The organism is Ruegeria sp. CDSC025 (genome assembly GCF_059610805.1).
Genome location: NZ_JBXWOJ010000005.1, coordinates 1 through 16,982, shown reverse-complemented (window position 1 = coordinate 16,982; position 16,982 = coordinate 1). Strand labels below are relative to the sequence as shown.

At 52.6% G+C, this 16,982-nt stretch carries 21 protein-coding genes; 15 read left to right on the top strand and 6 right to left on the bottom strand.

Features of this window, described 5'->3' with window-relative positions:
* Positions 1-7 precede the first annotated feature (7 nt).
* Complete coding sequence (locus AC2FH8_RS09205; RefSeq protein ID WP_142636466.1) at positions 8-469, top strand: Lrp/AsnC family transcriptional regulator; 462 nt, start codon at positions 8-10, stop codon at positions 467-469.
* A gap of 278 nt (positions 470-747) precedes the next feature.
* On the opposite strand, the gene AC2FH8_RS09200 is transcribed toward AC2FH8_RS09205, so the two are convergent.
* From AC2FH8_RS09200 to AC2FH8_RS09190, 3 genes are all read right to left on the bottom strand, one after another.
* Positions 748-900: a hypothetical protein gene (locus AC2FH8_RS09200; protein WP_496689522.1), complete on the bottom strand. Its 153-nt coding sequence runs from the start codon at positions 898-900 to the stop codon at positions 748-750.
* Positions 901-971: 71 nt separating this feature from the next.
* Positions 972-1,265, bottom strand: a complete 294-nt coding sequence (locus AC2FH8_RS09195; protein ID WP_496689520.1) for a hypothetical protein — start codon at positions 1,263-1,265, stop codon at positions 972-974.
* A gap of 6 nt (positions 1,266-1,271) precedes the next feature.
* Positions 1,272-2,375, bottom strand: coding sequence for a tyrosine-type recombinase/integrase (locus AC2FH8_RS09190; RefSeq protein ID WP_496689518.1), 1,104 nt, complete (start codon positions 2,373-2,375; stop codon positions 1,272-1,274).
* A 211-nt stretch (positions 2,376-2,586) separates the two neighbouring features.
* On the opposite strand from AC2FH8_RS09190, the gene AC2FH8_RS09185 reads away from it, so the two are divergent.
* The 14 genes from AC2FH8_RS09185 to AC2FH8_RS09120 all read left to right on the top strand — a co-directional run bounded on the left by AC2FH8_RS09185 (position 2,587) and on the right by AC2FH8_RS09120 (position 13,941).
* Positions 2,587-2,838, top strand: coding sequence for a helix-turn-helix domain-containing protein (locus tag AC2FH8_RS09185; RefSeq protein ID WP_496689516.1), 252 nt, complete (start codon positions 2,587-2,589; stop codon positions 2,836-2,838).
* 375 nt (positions 2,839-3,213) lie between these two features.
* The gene (locus AC2FH8_RS09180) at positions 3,214-5,892 is read left to right on the top strand and encodes a primase-helicase family protein (RefSeq protein ID WP_496689514.1); all 2,679 of its coding nucleotides are present in this window, start codon (positions 3,214-3,216) and stop codon (positions 5,890-5,892) included.
* A 1,259-nt stretch (positions 5,893-7,151) separates the two neighbouring features.
* On the top strand, positions 7,152-7,550 hold the full coding sequence (locus tag AC2FH8_RS09175; RefSeq protein ID WP_496689512.1) for a hypothetical protein: 399 nt from the start codon (positions 7,152-7,154) through the stop codon (positions 7,548-7,550).
* Entirely contained in the window at positions 7,550-7,876 is a 327-nt protein-coding gene (locus tag AC2FH8_RS09170) for a hypothetical protein (RefSeq protein ID WP_496689510.1), read from the top strand. Before AC2FH8_RS09175 ends, AC2FH8_RS09170 begins: the two co-directional genes overlap by 1 nt.
* Positions 7,873-8,376: a hypothetical protein gene (locus tag AC2FH8_RS09165; protein ID WP_496689508.1), complete on the top strand. Its 504-nt coding sequence runs from the start codon at positions 7,873-7,875 to the stop codon at positions 8,374-8,376. Before AC2FH8_RS09170 ends, AC2FH8_RS09165 begins: the two co-directional genes overlap by 4 nt.
* 1 nt (position 8,377) lies before the next feature.
* Entirely contained in the window at positions 8,378-8,587 is a 210-nt protein-coding gene (locus AC2FH8_RS09160; RefSeq protein WP_496689506.1) for a hypothetical protein, read from the top strand.
* An 81-nt stretch (positions 8,588-8,668) separates the two neighbouring features.
* Positions 8,669-9,016 carry a hypothetical protein gene (locus AC2FH8_RS09155; protein WP_496689504.1) on the top strand — a complete coding sequence of 116 codons (348 nt, stop codon included), beginning with the start codon at positions 8,669-8,671 and terminating at the stop codon, positions 9,014-9,016.
* The gene (locus AC2FH8_RS09150; protein ID WP_496689502.1) at positions 9,016-10,425 is read left to right on the top strand and encodes a phage major capsid protein; all 1,410 of its coding nucleotides are present in this window, start codon (positions 9,016-9,018) and stop codon (positions 10,423-10,425) included. The genes AC2FH8_RS09155 and AC2FH8_RS09150 overlap by 1 nt, the downstream gene beginning before the upstream one ends.
* Positions 10,416-10,628, top strand: coding sequence for a hypothetical protein (locus tag AC2FH8_RS09145; RefSeq protein WP_496689500.1), 213 nt, complete (start codon positions 10,416-10,418; stop codon positions 10,626-10,628). Before AC2FH8_RS09150 ends, AC2FH8_RS09145 begins: the two co-directional genes overlap by 10 nt.
* Positions 10,629-10,779: 151 nt before the next feature.
* The gene (locus AC2FH8_RS09140) at positions 10,780-11,004 is read left to right on the top strand and encodes a hypothetical protein (RefSeq protein WP_496689498.1); all 225 of its coding nucleotides are present in this window, start codon (positions 10,780-10,782) and stop codon (positions 11,002-11,004) included.
* Positions 11,001-11,201 (top strand): hypothetical protein, encoded by a 201-nt coding sequence (locus tag AC2FH8_RS09135; protein WP_496689496.1) that lies wholly within the window; start codon positions 11,001-11,003, stop codon positions 11,199-11,201. Before AC2FH8_RS09140 ends, AC2FH8_RS09135 begins: the two co-directional genes overlap by 4 nt.
* Before the next feature lie 108 nt (positions 11,202-11,309).
* Positions 11,310-11,525, top strand: coding sequence for a hypothetical protein (locus AC2FH8_RS09130; RefSeq protein WP_496689494.1), 216 nt, complete (start codon positions 11,310-11,312; stop codon positions 11,523-11,525).
* Positions 11,522-13,147, top strand: coding sequence for a phage tail tape measure C-terminal domain-containing protein (locus AC2FH8_RS09125; protein WP_496689492.1), 1,626 nt, complete (start codon positions 11,522-11,524; stop codon positions 13,145-13,147). The genes AC2FH8_RS09130 and AC2FH8_RS09125 overlap by 4 nt, the downstream gene beginning before the upstream one ends.
* Positions 13,148-13,596: 449 nt before the next feature.
* Positions 13,597-13,941, top strand: coding sequence for a hypothetical protein (locus AC2FH8_RS09120; protein ID WP_496689490.1), 345 nt, complete (start codon positions 13,597-13,599; stop codon positions 13,939-13,941).
* A gap of 238 nt (positions 13,942-14,179) precedes the next feature.
* Here AC2FH8_RS09120 and rpsD read toward each other — a convergent pair whose 3' ends face one another.
* The 3 genes from rpsD to AC2FH8_RS09105 all read right to left on the bottom strand — a co-directional run bounded on the left by rpsD (position 14,180) and on the right by AC2FH8_RS09105 (position 16,807).
* Entirely contained in the window at positions 14,180-14,800 is a 621-nt protein-coding gene (gene rpsD / locus AC2FH8_RS09115) for a 30S ribosomal protein S4 (protein WP_058279997.1), read from the bottom strand.
* Between the two features lie 213 nt (positions 14,801-15,013).
* Positions 15,014-15,517 (bottom strand): hypothetical protein, encoded by a 504-nt coding sequence (locus AC2FH8_RS09110; RefSeq protein ID WP_282027585.1) that lies wholly within the window; start codon positions 15,515-15,517, stop codon positions 15,014-15,016.
* A 282-nt stretch (positions 15,518-15,799) separates the two neighbouring features.
* Positions 15,800-16,807 carry a helix-turn-helix domain-containing protein gene (locus AC2FH8_RS09105; RefSeq protein ID WP_496689488.1) on the bottom strand — a complete coding sequence of 336 codons (1,008 nt, stop codon included), beginning with the start codon at positions 16,805-16,807 and terminating at the stop codon, positions 15,800-15,802.
* Positions 16,808-16,982: the final 175 nt, after the last annotated feature.

Genomic DNA, 16,982 nt, shown 5'->3' with positions numbered 1-16,982 from the left:
ATTTGGAATGTCCAAAAATCTAGATCATATTGACCACCGCCTGCTGCGTGAACTGCAAACCGACGCTACGCTGTCCCAACGTGAACTGGCCGACCGCATCGGGCTGTCGCAAAACGCCTGCTGGCGTCGGCTGAAGGCCCTGAATGATCAGGGCGTCATCATCGGATCGACAGCGCAAATCGCGCGCGAAAAACTAGGGCTGAGCCTTGTGGTCTTCGTCATGCTGCGTACGCGGCACCACTCGGCCGAGTGGTTACAGGCCTTTCGCAGGCATGTTCTGACGATACCAGAGGTCGTGGACTTCCACCGCATTGGCGGCGACTACGACTATCAGCTCAAGGTTGTTACGCAGGATATGGCTTCGTACGACAAGGTCTATCAACGCCTCATCGAAAAAGTCGAGCTGGACAGCGTAACTTCATATTTCGCGATGGAGGCAATTGCAGAAGGACGACCCTTGCCAATCTGATCCGCTCTTTATTTGGTCAAAAAAATTGCTCGGGGGGCATCGCGGCTGGTCGTGATTGGGGGCAGAGCCCCCTAAAACGAAAAAGGCCGCGCAACCGCGCGGCCTTTCGAATTTCGATTTCGGCGAAGATTAGTTTTTCGCGAAAGGCCCTGCCTTCAAATGCCATTGATTTCATTAGATAAAGTGTAACGACATAGCCTATAAATCCCTAAAATACCGCAAACCCGCTTACAGTCGCTTACGATTTGAAACCAAAAATTCCTGCGGGAATTTTTCGTTCACCAAACCCGCCAAAGAATGACACCCAGCAACAGAATGATGACGATCAGTAGACCCAAAACTACATAGAAATCTTCCTGTCTGCCCTTGACCATTTCCTGCTGGTTGTTGGTTATAACATTGAACCAGTCCACGAACTCTTTGTCGTTCATTCTTAGTGTCCCTCTGTATTGCTGCAGCAGCTTTCCCCACCTAACGCTGCGCATACTGACGAAGTTGAACACTATTCAGTAATTGCTGCGAAGATCGTCAGCGCGAAAAACAACAATACGAACCCGATTGCGGTGGACCAAGTGCTACCGATCACAGTTTCTCTCGGCATATCAAGAAACACCTGAACAGGCTCCATACTTAGAAGGTAGTCACCTGGATAGGTCCAGACCCAGCTAATAGCTCCCCAAATGTCGTTTATTGTGAAGTCACTACTACAATCAAATCCCTGCGGCCCCTCTGGCCACTCAAAGCGCGAAAACTTGCCGTGATACTCATTCAGCCTTGCGCATTCCTTCCAATTCATTCCTATCTATTCCCCCATAATCGACCGCATCGCTTCGATTGCGGCGTTGTCGTCTGCCCAAGCAAGATACACTTTTGCGGTAATGTCGCTGCTCTCGTGCCCGGCCAGTTTTGATACTTGGTTCAAAGGCATACCGCGCTCCAGCATGAATGTTATAGCGCCGTGACGCAACCCGTGAGCTGTTCCCCGAATGCCCAAATCTCGGAATGTCCTACTGATTGGTTTCGTCGCTGTGCTCGAATACATTGGGCGTCCTTTGGGGTCCGGAAACACAAGGTAGTGGTTTGAAGCTGCGCGGCGGCGTTCTAACATTTCCAATACCACTTTGGGCAATGGCAGCGTTCGGTTGCCGGCTGACGTCTTGGGCGTCTCCACGACCTGTATCCGGTTCTCCTTGCTGTCGGTTCGGGCAGTGATTCGCCAAATCCGTGCAGTTCCCCGATCCCAGTCGATGTCCTCCCAGTGCAGCCCCAAAGCCTCGGATAGACGCATCCCCGTGTAGGTCAGGATCAGGATTAGATCAGCACTGTATTCGTCGCCACCCTCGCGCAGAAGTTTTTCGGCGCTCAGGGCTTGTTCGCGGGTCACGACCCTTGGGGGTGATTTCCGCTGCTTTATCGGCTTCACTCCCTCCCACGGTCGGTTGTCGATTAGGTTCCACGAATATGCATCCCGCATCGCCCGTTTCAGAACCTTCATCGCGTTGCCAATCGTGGAAGTCGCCAGCCCCCGTTCGGACAGCTTTATTTGAACGTCGCTGAAATCGAACGCGGTGATCTCGCCCAAAGGTTTGTCTCCGATGATCTCGGACAGGTCTAGGCTGATCCGTTCTTTGCTGTACTTGGTCGAATAGGCTTGTCCCAGCGTATTGCGCGGGAGCCAGGTGTTCTGGATGTAGTCGGAAAAGGTCAGATTGCGGTTGGCCGCCACCGTCTGATTCGATGCCTCAGCTTCGCGCAACGTCGCCAGTTTTTGGGCTCCACGCTTTCCGTCCGGTCCAGTGTACCGCTCATATTGGACCTTCGTGCGTCCGGTGACGTCCTTCGCCCGCCAAGCGGCCAAGTAATAGACCCCATCCCGCCGCGTCTCTTTCCGTATCGTGTAAGCCATTAATTCTGCGTCCGTTTCTCTACTGTTACATTGTAGATAATAAGAACTAATCTGCGTAAGGTTCTACACGAAAATAATGCCTACTGTTAGGTTGTAGTTAATGTACTTATTTTACAAGTCGTTACGTCTATTTTTCATTCGACTTAGGCGACTGTAGCCACTAGGCTTTATAAGCGACTACCAATAATCGTAAGCAAAATGTGAGGTAATAATGGGAAATCACAACCACACCGAAGGGATCGAAACCCTGTGTGTTTCGTTGGTCCAATTCGGCAAAGCCTTGGGCATATCGAAAGATGGTGCGAAGGCGATGTTCGATCAGGGGTTTGTACGCGGAATGCGCATTGGGCGGCGCGTCATTATCCCCAAAACTGAGATCACGCGGTTGCTGAAGGAGATCAATGAAAGGGAAGTGCGCGACGTTGCCGAATTTGGAGGGCAACAGATGACGAAGGCCGGGTGACGGTTGATTTTCGACAGTGTGAAACTGGAAGGATAGCACTGCCGAAAGCCAATCCCCGACAAAAAACGACCCGCCAGCCGGAAGAAGCCAACGGGTCGAGAACACTGAAACCCCACCGTCGCGTGGGCCGCTAAACCAGCGGACGGGAAGGATTGGGTAAGAATACCTGCCCTTTCTGGAAAAAGGAAGGGAACAGGTATGGGCAAAATGAAGGGCCAACAAGAAGAATGGCGCAGCGGTAAAGGCAAAAGATCAGCCACCACCGACGAATTTCTGGCCGAAGTTGCGCGGGAAACAAGCCTTTGGGATAGCGGGTTATGGGCCTTGCCTGCTGTTAGGTCTTACCTAAAGCGCATCGGCGCAGAACCTATCGGATTGCGAAAGGCGCGCATTACCGAATGGGACAGCGAGAACTACAAGGAATATGAAGTCACTATCGCCTTTTTCCCAGACAGCAGTGAAAAAGAGGGATTCATCGAAGTAACTTGCGCCGGGGACAAGATCGGACACGAGGCTGAATATGAACCGTTTCCGGATGAGTTATCCGCGATTTACAATGCGCGACACGCCATCGAATGGCCCAATCCGACTTATGTTTCCTTAGACGATGCGCGGACAATTTTGGACGGTGTTATCGGGTCAGTTGATATCTGGCCGAAGGGGAACCTGAAAGACAACATCGGCTTTCCGAAATTTGCTGTCGGGTCTTATGTCAATCTGGGTGACATTACCGATACGGACAACACAGACCCAGTTACCATCACCCCCATAATCACCCAACACGGGTTGGCCGCGCTCGAACTGAGAAAGGATTTTTCTGAGGGCGGGAAAATCTGTCAGGTGTTCCAGCCTTACGATGACGGAATGTGGTACGTGGAAAGCGGTCGGTTGCCGCTTGTCGGGTTGCCAATGCTACTTTCCCAACGGGGTCCGGTCGATGTCGTTCTGGTCGAAGGACCGAAGGACCAACGCGCAGCCCTGAAGGTCGCATTCCCTGATCTCTACTGTAAGAATGATAAGGAGAAACAAGCCGCACTCGACAACCCTTGGTCGCGTTTCCTGAATGGCAAGGTGGTGCTTTCGTACCTGAAAGGCGCTGGGGGGGTGCGCGTTACAGATTGGTCAGTTTTAAGCGGCAGGAATGTTCGATCGCTGACGATAATCTGCGACAACGATGACAGCGGACGCAAGGCGGCTTATCGCGTCAGTGAGGCTTTGTGTAGAGCCAATTTCCCGATAGGCGCAATTCTCCACTATCCATCCGGTTTCCCGGACAAATGGGGATTTGCAGACGGGTTCAGTGCGGTCGAACGCTTCGAAAGCGAACAGGAGAGAAAGGGCAATCCTTTGCTGTCCTCTGTCGATTGGCGGCTGCCGGAGACGATGGTGGCTGATGTTACCTGGCTGACCTACGATTACTGGGGGAAAGACAAGAAAGGTGAGGATGTTCTCAAATATGGCGTCCGGTCAGGTAAACCAGAACACTGGGTATACATTGCCGATTTGGACGGATTCACCGACAGCCGACAAGCGAACGGAAAGATATACAAGGCGGAAAACCTTGAGCGTCGGTTTAACCACCGAAAGCACTATGAAGGAATGGGACTAAAAGTTCAGGGGAAAATTACATCCAACCCCGATACAAATTTCGGCAGCTTAACTTTCGCACCGGGAAACCCTGCGCGGGTTATCGCTGGGCCGAATGGACAACAGATGCTGAACCGATGGCAGCCTTTGCCTTTTGCTCCAATTGAGCCAGACCCGGAAGAATTACGTCACTTTCGGAACTTTCTGGATGAGGCCATTCCGGACCCGTTCGAACGGTACCAGATGAAGCGAATGATTGCGACTCAGATTGCCTACCCGGAACGAAAGCACTTTGGCGCATTTATGTATTCCCGAACCCAAGGGACAGGAAAATCCGCTCTGGCGAATATGATCTTAAAGCCGATGGTCGGGCCGGAACACTTCGGCTCCATCAATGGGTCTAAGGTCGGGGCAAGGTTTAATGCGACGCTGGAAAACCGAACTTTGTGGTTTGCTGATGAGACGGACGACAGTGATATGAGCATCTACAACAAGATCAAAGATATGATCACGGAAGATGCGATCAACATCGAGAAAAAGGGTGTAGATGAATACAGCAACAAAAACTTTGGTGTGCTTCTGATCGCATCGAACCGCGCGAAATCAGTGTTTGTGGAAATGGGTGATCGGCGTCTGATGATCGTGTTCTTTCGAGACAGCCCGATACCGAAAGAAGCTGTGGGGCAGTTGTCGCGCTGGCTTCGGAATGAAGATGGATATGCGAAGTTGCTCTGGTGGGCGCGGAACTTCGAAGGGCAGTTCTCTGATGGGACGCCTGTGGAGGGTCCGCTGTCGGTTGACGATTTGCCGAGGGAATATGTGCGGGATGGTGAGGCGAAATACCCACTGGAGCCGCTTTACATTCGGGACAAGGAAAATGCCCCGATGACAAATTCGCGCCGGGAACTGGTTCGGAGACAGACCGGGAAAGCTGTCGCGGATATGTTGGAGTATCTTGATGGGCTGTCGGACCCGATTGGAGAAGATGGTGAGGGATGCGACGAATGGATCATTTCGTTCGATGAACTTTACCACATCTACCAATCCTCCGGAAAATACCGGGACAAGCTGCCTTCGAAAGAAGAAACGCTGGCGCAAATGGCGCGGGGTGGATATTGGCATATTCCGACCTCCTACACTGCCGAAGGACAAAAGGGGCGGCGTACAAGGCTGGCGAAGTACAGACCGGAAGCGAAATATGACCCGACTGTTCCGGAAAGCAAATTGACAGGCGACAAAAGCAAACGGAAGCGCGGCAAGAGAATGGACTTGTTGTTTTCCCCGGCTGCTGTGGAGAAACTACTGTCTGCTGGCGGCTGCCGGATTGTAAATGAGAAACTGATGACGTTTATGCCCACGAGCGAAAGCATTAGCGATGCTGTCAAAGCCATTGTTGTTGATGGTGATGAGACCGACCGGACCAAATTACGCAAAGTAGACCAGAACATATTATCAGGCACTTACTAGATCGCGTCCTTAGTGCGTCCTTAGTGCGTCCTATTTATAATATATATATAATTATCTGATATATATAGATAAATATAATCTGCGTCCTGTGCGTCCTGTGCGTCCTGTGGTTTTCGGAAAAGGGACGGATGCGTTTTCGGGTGGAGAGGAAAAACCGCGTCGTGCATCTGGTTTTCTGTTTTCGCAGGACGCAAGCTGGATATTGGGGAATAACAAGTTGTTTTCTATGGCTAAATCTGCGTCCTAAGCTGTAGGACGCACGCAGGACGCACCAGGACGCAAAGGACGCACTGTAGGGAGAAAACAACGAAGCGACCATATGGCCGCCTTATCCCAATCCTACCGGATCGCATCGTGTCGAGTAAAGTTGAAATTAGAAAACCCGCCACTGGAGTTTGGAGACGACCAGCGACGGGTTCAATGGCGGCTGTTATGGTTGCCGCCTCTACCGTATTGCTCTTCTAGCTTTTGGGTAAACAGGTTTCTCAGGGGGGCACCCATCACCTATAGCGTATAGGTTGCCCCGATAAATTCCCCCGGCAACGGCCACCCGTCGCAGTGCTTAGGTACGAAATTTTTTCGGACTACCCCACCTGGCCTTCGATCACCCCCAAGCCCCCAAACCTCGCCACGCCGTTTAGGCGGTACAGCCTTCTCGCAGACCGACCTACTGACGAGCGCAAAACACCCCTCCTACGGCGTTATATCGGCTCGTCAGTTCTCAGGGTGAACGGGCGGCATCCACCGGAACAAAAGCTCAACGGACCTATCCGGAAATGACCCGGCAAACCTCCCCAACGTATATACGTACACGCACGCACGCATACGCGAGACCACATCCTGCGCGCCTGCGCCACCGCACGCCTGACAAAGCAACAGATCGACAACCCCATCAAGCGGTCGGTCGTATCCAGTCGCCACGAACGATCATTACATAAATGTTATCCGCTACAGAATAATCGAACACCCTTCGGTTCATATCATATTGGGCGATATGCTTTGGGGCGGGGGCAGTCAAAAATAATGGCACACAGAAGCCCGGCGAACCCCCCAACTCGCTTTCCCCCCTTGGCCCTGCGGAATCACTGTCAAACATTAAAATAAATCGGCAATGAATGAATGAATTAATTGGTTGTTTTGGGCAATTTATTTTTTCTGTAACGGATTAGCCCCAATTCCCTATATAAATTTTAATAACAACTGAAATTGGAGAGCAAAAAATGCCAGCAAAGCATAAACCCACAACTTTACACAAATCAATGAATGCGAAGCCCCCAGAACCACCAGCAGATTACGCAAAACGGTTCAAAGAAAGCACTTATTTCACCTATTACGAATATCTGAAAGCACGACCCTACGACAAATGGTCGAAGCCTGACCTTCGCGTTCTCTGCCAAATCTGCCTGCTGGAAGATGCGATTATGGAGGCGCAAGAGGAGGTCGCGCTGGAAGGAACCACTGGGATCGGCTCCCAAGGTCAGAAGGTCGCCAACCCCGCCCTATCAGCCCTGATTAAACTGCAACAGCAACAAGGTTCGATGATGCGGCGGATGGGTATCGCAACGCGCGGCATCGACAGTGCGAAATCCACCAAACGGGACGCAGAGTTTCATCGGAAGATGGACGCTGTGGAGGATGACAAGGGGCTGCTCGCCTAATGCCATTTGAGTCCGGTGAACCAGTTCTCAGCCAGTTTTACAGGCAATCCGACTTCCACCGGATGCGCGTTGATCCGATGGAGTATCAGCGCCTCATTGATCTTTGGGTTATGTCGATGATCTTGCGGGTTCGGGCCAAGAAACCGGAAACCCACGGTGGTCCAGTCGGCAAAGCCTTCCTCGTGTCCCGTGAGTTCTACCGCATCTGCGATATGCTGGGCCTTGATCCTCAGTGGACCAAAGAAATGCTGAAACCCTATGCGGGCAACGCCAAGAAGTTTCCCCGGATGTCAGATCACACATTGATTGGGACTGCCAAGAAATGACCCTTACACCAGAAGAACTTGGCGAACGTCGCGCCCTGAATATCTCACTGGCTTTGGACTACACCAACGCCACCCTTCGAAACGGCCTCAGGGCTTCCGACTTAGACGATGTTTTGATTGGGGTTCACACGATCTGTAACCATACACGCGTGGATCCACCCATCATTCGGCTGGCCGAAATCGCCTTCAACCTGCGATATGGTGAAAACATCCGGCAGTTGCGCATCGGGGCAATGCTTGGCGCGGCCCTCATCATCGACAGTAAGATGGAACGGGTGATTTCGTCCCTCCACAACGACAAGGCAGCCCCTTGGTTCGAAAAGCCTGAAGCGTGGGCAGATTTCCTGACTTTCGTAATGACGCGTGCAGAAGATTTTTTGGATATCAGCGAAGAAAACTTCAGCCGACCATTCTGGGGCATCTTTTACGAGAACATCGAACTGAACCGCAGAAAGCCAGACGACATTTTCTACAATCTCACTCATGATGAGGAAGCCTAAAATGAACAATGCTGCCCACGCACTCCGCACAGTTATCCAAAAGGCAAAGTTTTTGGGTGTAGTCGAAATGGCCCATAAAGCCGACCCGCAGAAATTCACCCAGACAGACATTGATAAAGCCCAAAACCAACTATCCCAGGCAATAAATGATTATTCCCTTCAATACTTGAATTTAAAGACAGCGCAATTCGCTGAGGAATTGGGTATATAATAGCCGATAAATAAAGATGTAACTCAATTCCTGCTTTTCGCAATAATATTGCGTTAAGCAAAATAACAAGGAATTGAGAAAATGAAGCATGACGATAGCGACTTCACACCCGAAATCCCGGATTTCTCAGTTCCTGACTTTCGCTCAGAAAGAAAAGCCCCCACGAAATCCTCCCAGCCTTCGGTCACCCGTAAATGGGTGATCGAAAGCATTCGTAAGGCACGATCAGACCTTTTGGGGAACATTCCCGGCCTGATCATCGACGCGGTGAAATCAGCCAGCACCAAACAATCACAAGAAATCCAAGAACTCAAAGACACGGTAACGGAACTGGAAGCGGCCAACGCCTTCCTTCTGGGAAAAGTAAACACGCTTGAAGACACGGTGCTCGAACTGATCGACGCCAGCAAATCGAAGGAAGAAGAATAATGCCGAGCAATTTGCATCGCCGCAGCAGCAATTCCGCATCCCGTGAGGTTCGAAAGATCGAACAGCGGGGCGCAGAATACCGCGCAAACCTGACCGAACAGGCCGCGACGAAAAAGCTGGCCGAACAACTGGCCTTGGTAGATGAACTGCCAGAGATTTTGGGCGAAGTGAAAGCATTGCGTCGGGAAGTTGCCCGACCGACCACTGTAATCGCCAAGTTGCCGGAAAAGACCGAACCAAAAACCATCGCGAAACCAGATCATCGTGTATTGCTTTGGGGTCTTATCGCTGAGGCAACCCGAAAAGCCTTCAAAACCCCTATCCGTGAAACACTGAACTATCTCGGCAAGGGGGATGAACACCGTCTGATCCGTCGATACGCCGAACAATGGGTTAAGGGGGCCACTGATCCTGCCCACACAACCGCCGCAGGTTGGGCGGCGGAATTGGTCGAAAGTATGGTTGCTGACTTCTATCGAAAGATGGAGCCAGTTTCGGTGTTTTCTCAGCTTATGAACTACGCCAACACCCTCCCCTTTGGTCGCAACAACTCGGTCACGATCCCGATGCGCGCGGCGGGTGATGACGGGAATATGAAACCGGCTTGGGTCAGCGAGAAAGCAACAATTCCTGTTCTAAAGGGAACACTCGGCAGCGCGACCCTCTGGCGCCATAAGCTGGCCGGGATTACGACCTACACGAACGAATTGCTGACTGTTTCGACACCCAACATCGAAGATTTGGCACGGCAAATGTTTCTTGAGGACGCAGCCAGCGGGGTCGATGAGTTTCTGTTAGATGACGTCGCCACAATTCCCGCCCTTCGACCATCCGGCATCCTAAACGGTATAACGCCGATGACAGCGGCTGGAAGCGGCTACGCAGAAATCGTCGCGGACATAAACAGGTTGCTTCGCCAACTGGTTATTATGAAGGCCCGTCGCCCAGTAATCATTATGCATTCGGTTCGTCGTCTGGCCCTAGAAATGCTGTTCGACAGCGCGTCCGGCACCTTCCCGTTCCAAGAAATGCTGCGAAACAACAACCTGTTTGGGGTTCCGGTCATATCGTCCCACAACGCTGTACCAGACACGAACGTAATCGCGCTGGACGCGGCAGCATTGGTTCTGGCTCGGGATATGCCGGAGTTTTTGGCTTCGGACACTGTTACTTTGGCGATGGCCGACACTGAACTTCCCGGCCCAACAATGACCGCCACTGGACAGACGCCAGACGGTGTAGACGAAGCCGGATCAATTCAGGTTTCCGACGCCGCAACAACCGTCCCACCAACAGAAGTCGTTTCCACCTTCCAAATAAACGCAACCGCCCTTCGGTTTGTCCTGCCTGTTACTTGGGGGATGATCGAACCATCGGTCGCATATCTGGAGAATGTAACATGGCAATGATCTCCGTGACCTATTCCCGAAACGGATCAGTGAGCATCGCCAAAGACGGGATAACGATTGCCGCCTTGTCGGACCCGGAAACCGTTTCGGACACGCTGAGAACTTTGGGCGTATCTCCGGACACGATCCTGACCGTCCAAACTGCCAACGGAGTGGATAACAAAATCCTGGCCCAAAACTTTATGACCCCGGAGGAAGCATAATGGCCTTAGTCAGTCAGTACACGAAACAAGGGGTCAAAATCGGCACCTTCGAAACCACCCGCTTCGACCTAAACATTCCGGTCAAGGGAACAACTGTACAAGGATTGGTCCAGATGGGCCGTTCAACCAGCCTCCACGGGAAAGCTGCCGAATGGTGGCCTGTATACGCAATGGGGTCGGAATTACCGTGATTGACTATCAGCTCATAGACGAGGCTATCCGCGCCCTAATCTCTCAGGCGGTCTCTGATGGCTACCTGATGGGGAAAACCGGGAAACAGGCTGACAACGAGGCGCTGAACGCGCGGCGCAATGAGTTGATTGTTCTTATTCAGTCGGAAGTCGAAGCAGAAAGACTTTTGGAGCCAGCGGAATGAGCGACGGACCCGGAACAGGATTAGGCAAACGCCGCCCAGTAACGAACGGACGCCCCTTCAAATTGGAGGAACTGGACGACCTTCAGGATTGGGAATTGGAAAGGCGGGTGTTCGACCTACAGGCCGCAGGTCTGAATGCCGCCGCCAAATCCGTCCAATACGCATTGGAACGACGCCAGAGTTACAGATCGAAGTGAAAGGACGAATGCCGAAAACCCGCAGCAGACCGACGAAATCATTCAGACAGGCAACCGACAGATACGTTCAACGCCGCGTTCAAGAAGAACTGAAAAAGGCACAGAAGGATGGACATACAAGCAATTCAGGACGCCCTGCGCGACATAGCAACCGAAGCAAGTAGGTTCGGCGCAGAAACAGCCCTGAATATTAAGCACACGGGTGATGATCCCCGGTTCGTGACTGACGAAAAGGTCACTGAGGCAATGCGCAAAGCTGTCCACCTAATCATTACCGAACACAACCTGAGTTTTGGGCCAGTTAAGGGAGAAACACTACAATGACGAACCAAGTCCTTCTGACCCGTTTCCGGCTCGACAACTCCCAAGCGATCACCCAAGCCCGACAGTTCGAAGCTGCGATCCATAAACAGAACAACGCAATGATCCAAACCGGGGCATCCGCCGCCGCAATGGGTCGTTCGATGAAGGCCAACACTGCCAATCTAAACAACTTCCGCCGAATGGCTGGTCAGGCAGGCTTCCAGATTGCTGACCTCGCAATCGTCCTGAACCAAGGCCAAGACAGAATGCGCGCCTTCGCCATCCAAGGCGGCCAGTTCTTGGGTGCGTTTGGTCCGATTGGTGCGGTTCTTGGTGGCGCAGTAACGGTTTTGGGCCTTTTTGCCTCGGCAATGAAAGAGGCTGACGACGCAGCGAACGGGCTGAACAAAGAACTACAGGCGATGAAAGATGAGGCGGACAGCATCCGCTTCAACGTCGCCACCGAAGGCGAATTGAACGCCACCCGCCAACTGGTCGAAGCGCAACGGCAACTGAACGAAATCCGCCGCCGCTGGATCGAAACTGACAGCCTGACGACCCGTCAGCGCCTAGCGGAACAGGCGAAAGAACAGAAATCCATTCTGTCGGCTGCAAAGGAAACGCTGCAACAATATGACGACGCACGCGCGACCCTAGAACGGACCAAGGAGCAATATGAAGACATAATCGGGTCCACCGAAGGTCTGGCGGCTGCGAATGAAGCCCTGCTCGAAATTTACGCCAATGAACTGGCGACCCAACAAGAGATATTGGGCGTTCTCCAGAAACAGGTTCAGGCGGTTGTAGATCGGGCGGCTGCTGAAGGCGCACTGGAAGGCGGCTATCAGCAAATGCTGGACGCACAGTCTTACGGCGCTGGACAACAGGCATTCCGCGACAGGATTCAAGAAGGATACACGCTGCCGGAGGACAGCCCACGGAGCGGGGGCGGTGGCGCAAGTTCAATCCAATCCGCAGCAGAAGCGGCACAGGAATTGAACGACCAGATCAACGAACTTCTCGACAAGTTGAGAGAGGCCGATAAAGCCGCCAAGGACTGGGGTGCCACGATGGTGGATGTTTACGAATATGGTATCGGCGGCGCATTGGACGGAATGACCGACGCATTGGCGGGTGCTGAGGTTGATTTCAAAGAGTTCGCCAAGACGATGATCAGGGAAATGGCGAAGATGATTTTCCAAGCCTCCATCCTGAAAATTCTGATGTCGAGTTTCGGTGGGGTTCCGGGTTTACCGTCCAATGCCTTCCAAGAGGCCATTCAGGGCCTGAACAATATCCCTCAGCTGGCGAAAGGCGGCGTCATCGGCGGACCGACTATGTTCGCATCGAAAGGCGGCGGTTTGGGGATTATGGGGGAAGCTGGACCGGAAGCAGTCGTTCCACTCAGCCGCGACAGTTCCGGAAATCTCGGAGTGGGCGCAATCGCCCCGAATATCACGATCATCAACAATACGGGCGCAGAGGTCGAAACCCGGCAGGTCAGCGATCAAGAAACTCAGGTCATCATCGGACGGGCTGTTCAGGCGACAACTCAGGAGATTTCCCGGCAACTGGCCTTGGGCAACGGCAACGTCGCCAGAAGTCTTGAGCAGGGATACACATCCCGTAGGCGCGTTACCTAACCTTTTGGGGTATCCCCTGCCGGAAGGCCGTTTCACGCGCCCTGCAAAGGATTTTCACAGAAGAAACACACGGTCAAAAGGAAGCGGGCGGCGAAATCTCACCACCCTATTGGGCTTAGACGGGTTCGCCGCCGTTCCCAAACCCGTACTTGATCCGACCCACTGTCCGGCGTCTCCCACGGTCCCCACGCTTACCGGGTCTGGGTCCCCATCGGCCCACTATGAAAAGTTTTTTGGGGAGCAGTACACCACCAGTGATTCTGAATTTCGCGGAATGGTTGCAGGAGGCCTTACCTGTAATAATTTAATTTTATATATCAATGCGTTAAGTTAAAGTAATTTCTACGCTGGTTGAAATTTCACCTGATTAACCCAACGTAAAATGGGCTGAGAAGCTTGAGTTAATATGCAAGTGGAGCGAGGTAAAAAGTGACAAAGGACAGTAAAGAATGGCGTACATTCCACCGCAAACATACAAGGTCTTATTAAATATTGGATATTATGTATTAACGCACCCAAAAGTTCAGGAGAAGGGAATAGAGATTGTTTGCTCAGGCCTCGACTCCCTTCAAGGCTGGATTTGGTCTGAAAGCGACCAGACTAAGCCTCTGAATGCAAATGACGCAGAAGCACCAACTAATTGCGAACTTATGAGTAGGTCTAAACGGGTTTCCAAATCTGGGAAAAAGAAAGTGGCGGGAACTCTGACCGAAGCAAGAACTGGGCGCACCAGGAAAATCGTAGTACACCTTAAGCCAAAGCAAGCAAAGGCTTTAGCCGCGAAGTTGAATTAAAGCAGCGTGTGAACCAAAGCCAATGTTGCAAAATACCCGCGTAATATTGGACCGTGACTGAGCTTGTTGGCAGACTAAAGCACTTGACGTCGGGACGGGTCATCAAGGCAGTGGGGTTTCGTCTAGGATTTATAGGCGAAATCTGACGAAACGCTTACAATTCGCTTACGGCAAGAAAAAAGCCCCCCGATTTTGGGAGGCTTTCCAGTGCTTTAGATCGGCCTATCAGTCGATCAAATTAGTTCTTCGCGTAGAATTCGACAACCAGGTTCGGTTCCATCATGACAGGGTAAGGCACATCGCCCAGACCCGGTGCGCGCACGAAAGTCGCGGTCATTTTCGAGTGGTCGGCGTCGATGTAATCAGGAACGTCACGCTCGGCCAGAGCAGCAGCTTCAAGAACAACGGCCAGTTGCTTGGACTTGTCACGTACTTCGATGACGTCGCCTTCTTTGACACGGTAGCTGGGGATGTTGACCCGCTTGCCGTTCACTGTGACGTGGCCGTGGTTCACGAACTGACGCGCGGCGAACACGGTCGCGACGAATTTGGCGCGATAGACGACGGCGTCCAGACGGCGTTCCAGCAGACCAATCAGGTTTTCACCGGTATCGCCGTTGACACGAACAGCTTCGGCATAGATGCGGCGGAACTGCTTTTCGGTCAGGTCGCCATAGTAGCCCTTCAGCTTCTGCTTGGCGCGCAGCTGCAGACCGAAGTCAGACAGTTTGCCTTTCCGGCGCTGACCGTGCTGACCAGGGCCGTATTCACGACGGTTGACCGGGGATTTCGGACGACCCCAGATGTTTTCGCCCATCCGGCGGTCGATTTTGTACTTGGCAGACGTGCGTTTGGTCACGGCTGATCTCCTTCTTAAGGTCGAGGCCCTAATAGGCCACTATGAAGGGCGTTGTCCTCTTGAGGTTTCCCTCATGACAGGCCTCCCCTTGCGGGGGCCACCAACACCAATGAAGCCGCGCTTATATCCGCAGCGCTGGCAGAGTCAACATGCCGAACGGAAGGAACCGAAACTTTCTGAAATTCGATTCAAAGACGGCACCACTAACGGGATTTAGTCCGCTAAAGTGGCACCGTTTACAGTTGCGCGTAGGTTCGCGACACCAGTGTACTGGAACTGAGTGGCCTTGCGATGAAACGCGACGACAGTTCCGTCCTGCTCTGCAACTTCACCACTCTGATGCTTGATCTGAGTATATGCGCTGATCCAGAATTCCTGATCGCGTGAAGGACAGCCGCTTTCAAACACCAGCGACGGGCTTTCATCATCATCGGAAACGACCAGTAACGCTGAAAACCGTTGCGCCCCGTTCATAAGCTCGAGCGTTCCGACGACATTATCCGAAAAAGTCGTGGCAGAAATAACGCGCCCGATTGTACCTGATGCAAATGCGTTTTTACGCCCGACAACTTCAGCGCTGCCTGCTAGCATCGATGCCTGACCGCGCCAGGACCAGGCCGACCCTACATTTAAAAATGCCAGAGGTGCCGCCTCTAGTCCATCAATCTCTGTCTGCGACCATGAAATGGCAACACGACCGTTTACCCCGGTATTCATTTTACCGCCCGTACCCCTCAACAAATCACTGCCCGATGGCCAAGGGTTTATCAGTGACGATTCCGGCAGAAAAGGGACGGAATTGCAGCAATCACGAGAATGTTGCAGAACAGAATCAGAATCCGGATGCAGAAACCCGCGTTTCAAAGACTTAAAGGATCATACTGAGCCCGAATGTCGGTCTGCCCTGCATTCGGTCTGATCAGGCTTTTTTCGATTCGCCGATCACAGCGGATTTAGATTTCAAATGCGTGCGCCCTAATCGGCATACTGCACGAGCCGTCAGTTCACCAGCCCCCGATCCGCCATTCCACCGGAAAAGCGGAGGCTGCGGATATCTTCCGGCATTGTCTTGTACTGGTCTCGAAAAGCACGTTTCAGTGACGTTTTAGACGAAAACCCTGTGGCGGTGGCAATCTCGATTTGTGGCAAATCCGTAAACCGCAGCAGGCTATGCGCACGTTCCAGACGCAATTCTCGGTATGTGGTCAATAGCTTTGCCCCCGTCTTGTTCAGAAACCGTCTCTGAAGCTGCCGGGTTGAAGTGCCAACCATGTTCGAAAGGTCCGTGATCCTGAGTGGCTCTTCGACATGGTTCAGCATTGCCTCAACCGCTGACATAACCAGGTGATCCCCGCCCGCACGATGGATCAAGCGATTGGCAAGCTGGCTTTCGCAGTCCCGCTTGGGTTCGGACAGGCCGATAAACCCGCGCAGGTTATCTGCCATGTTCTCACCATGGTCCAACGAAACAAAATCCGCCAACAAACGCAGCGTACTCAGACGTGTCGTCGCGCTATGCGTGCGCCCGCGCGCCGCCAGATATGTGCCTGTACCACAGTTGGTCAAACCTGCTTCACGCGCTGCTGCATCGAAGTTGGGGTGAATGGCCGCGACTGTTTTTTCCGACAATCTAATCTGGGCCAGCAAAAGCACGGCACCACCGACAAGAACGGTCCGTGGCGAAAGATTCAGAACTTGTGAGACCCATGTTCTTTCGGCGTCGGACAACGTCCAACAATCCGAAAAATCGCCCCAGAAAACAGCCGCTCTTCCGGTCCAGTACTGCGGTCCTCCTACAGACCCCGCACCAGCCAAACGCAGATTAACGACATAGGAATGGTCGCCGGTCAGATCGCTCAGGGCACGATAAAATTCCCTGATCATCTCGGCCGAGGCAAATGCACTACTATCGCGCACGATCACATCGATGTTGTGGGTTCGCACGAAGGCAGCAGAGGTTGGCTCAGCCAGATAGGCTAGGTCATTTTCGAAGATGCAATGCTTCATGTCTCCCCCGCTGAAATGCCTGGGCCACAGGCAAAGGCATATGACCCAGGATGGATCAGCCCCTGGCCAGTGCGGGGGCTGATCTGGTTGTCGTCTGTTTACTCTGCGGCTTCTTCGTAAGCGTCCATTGGTGGGCATGTGCAGATGAGGTTTCGGTCTCCGTATGCGTTGTCGA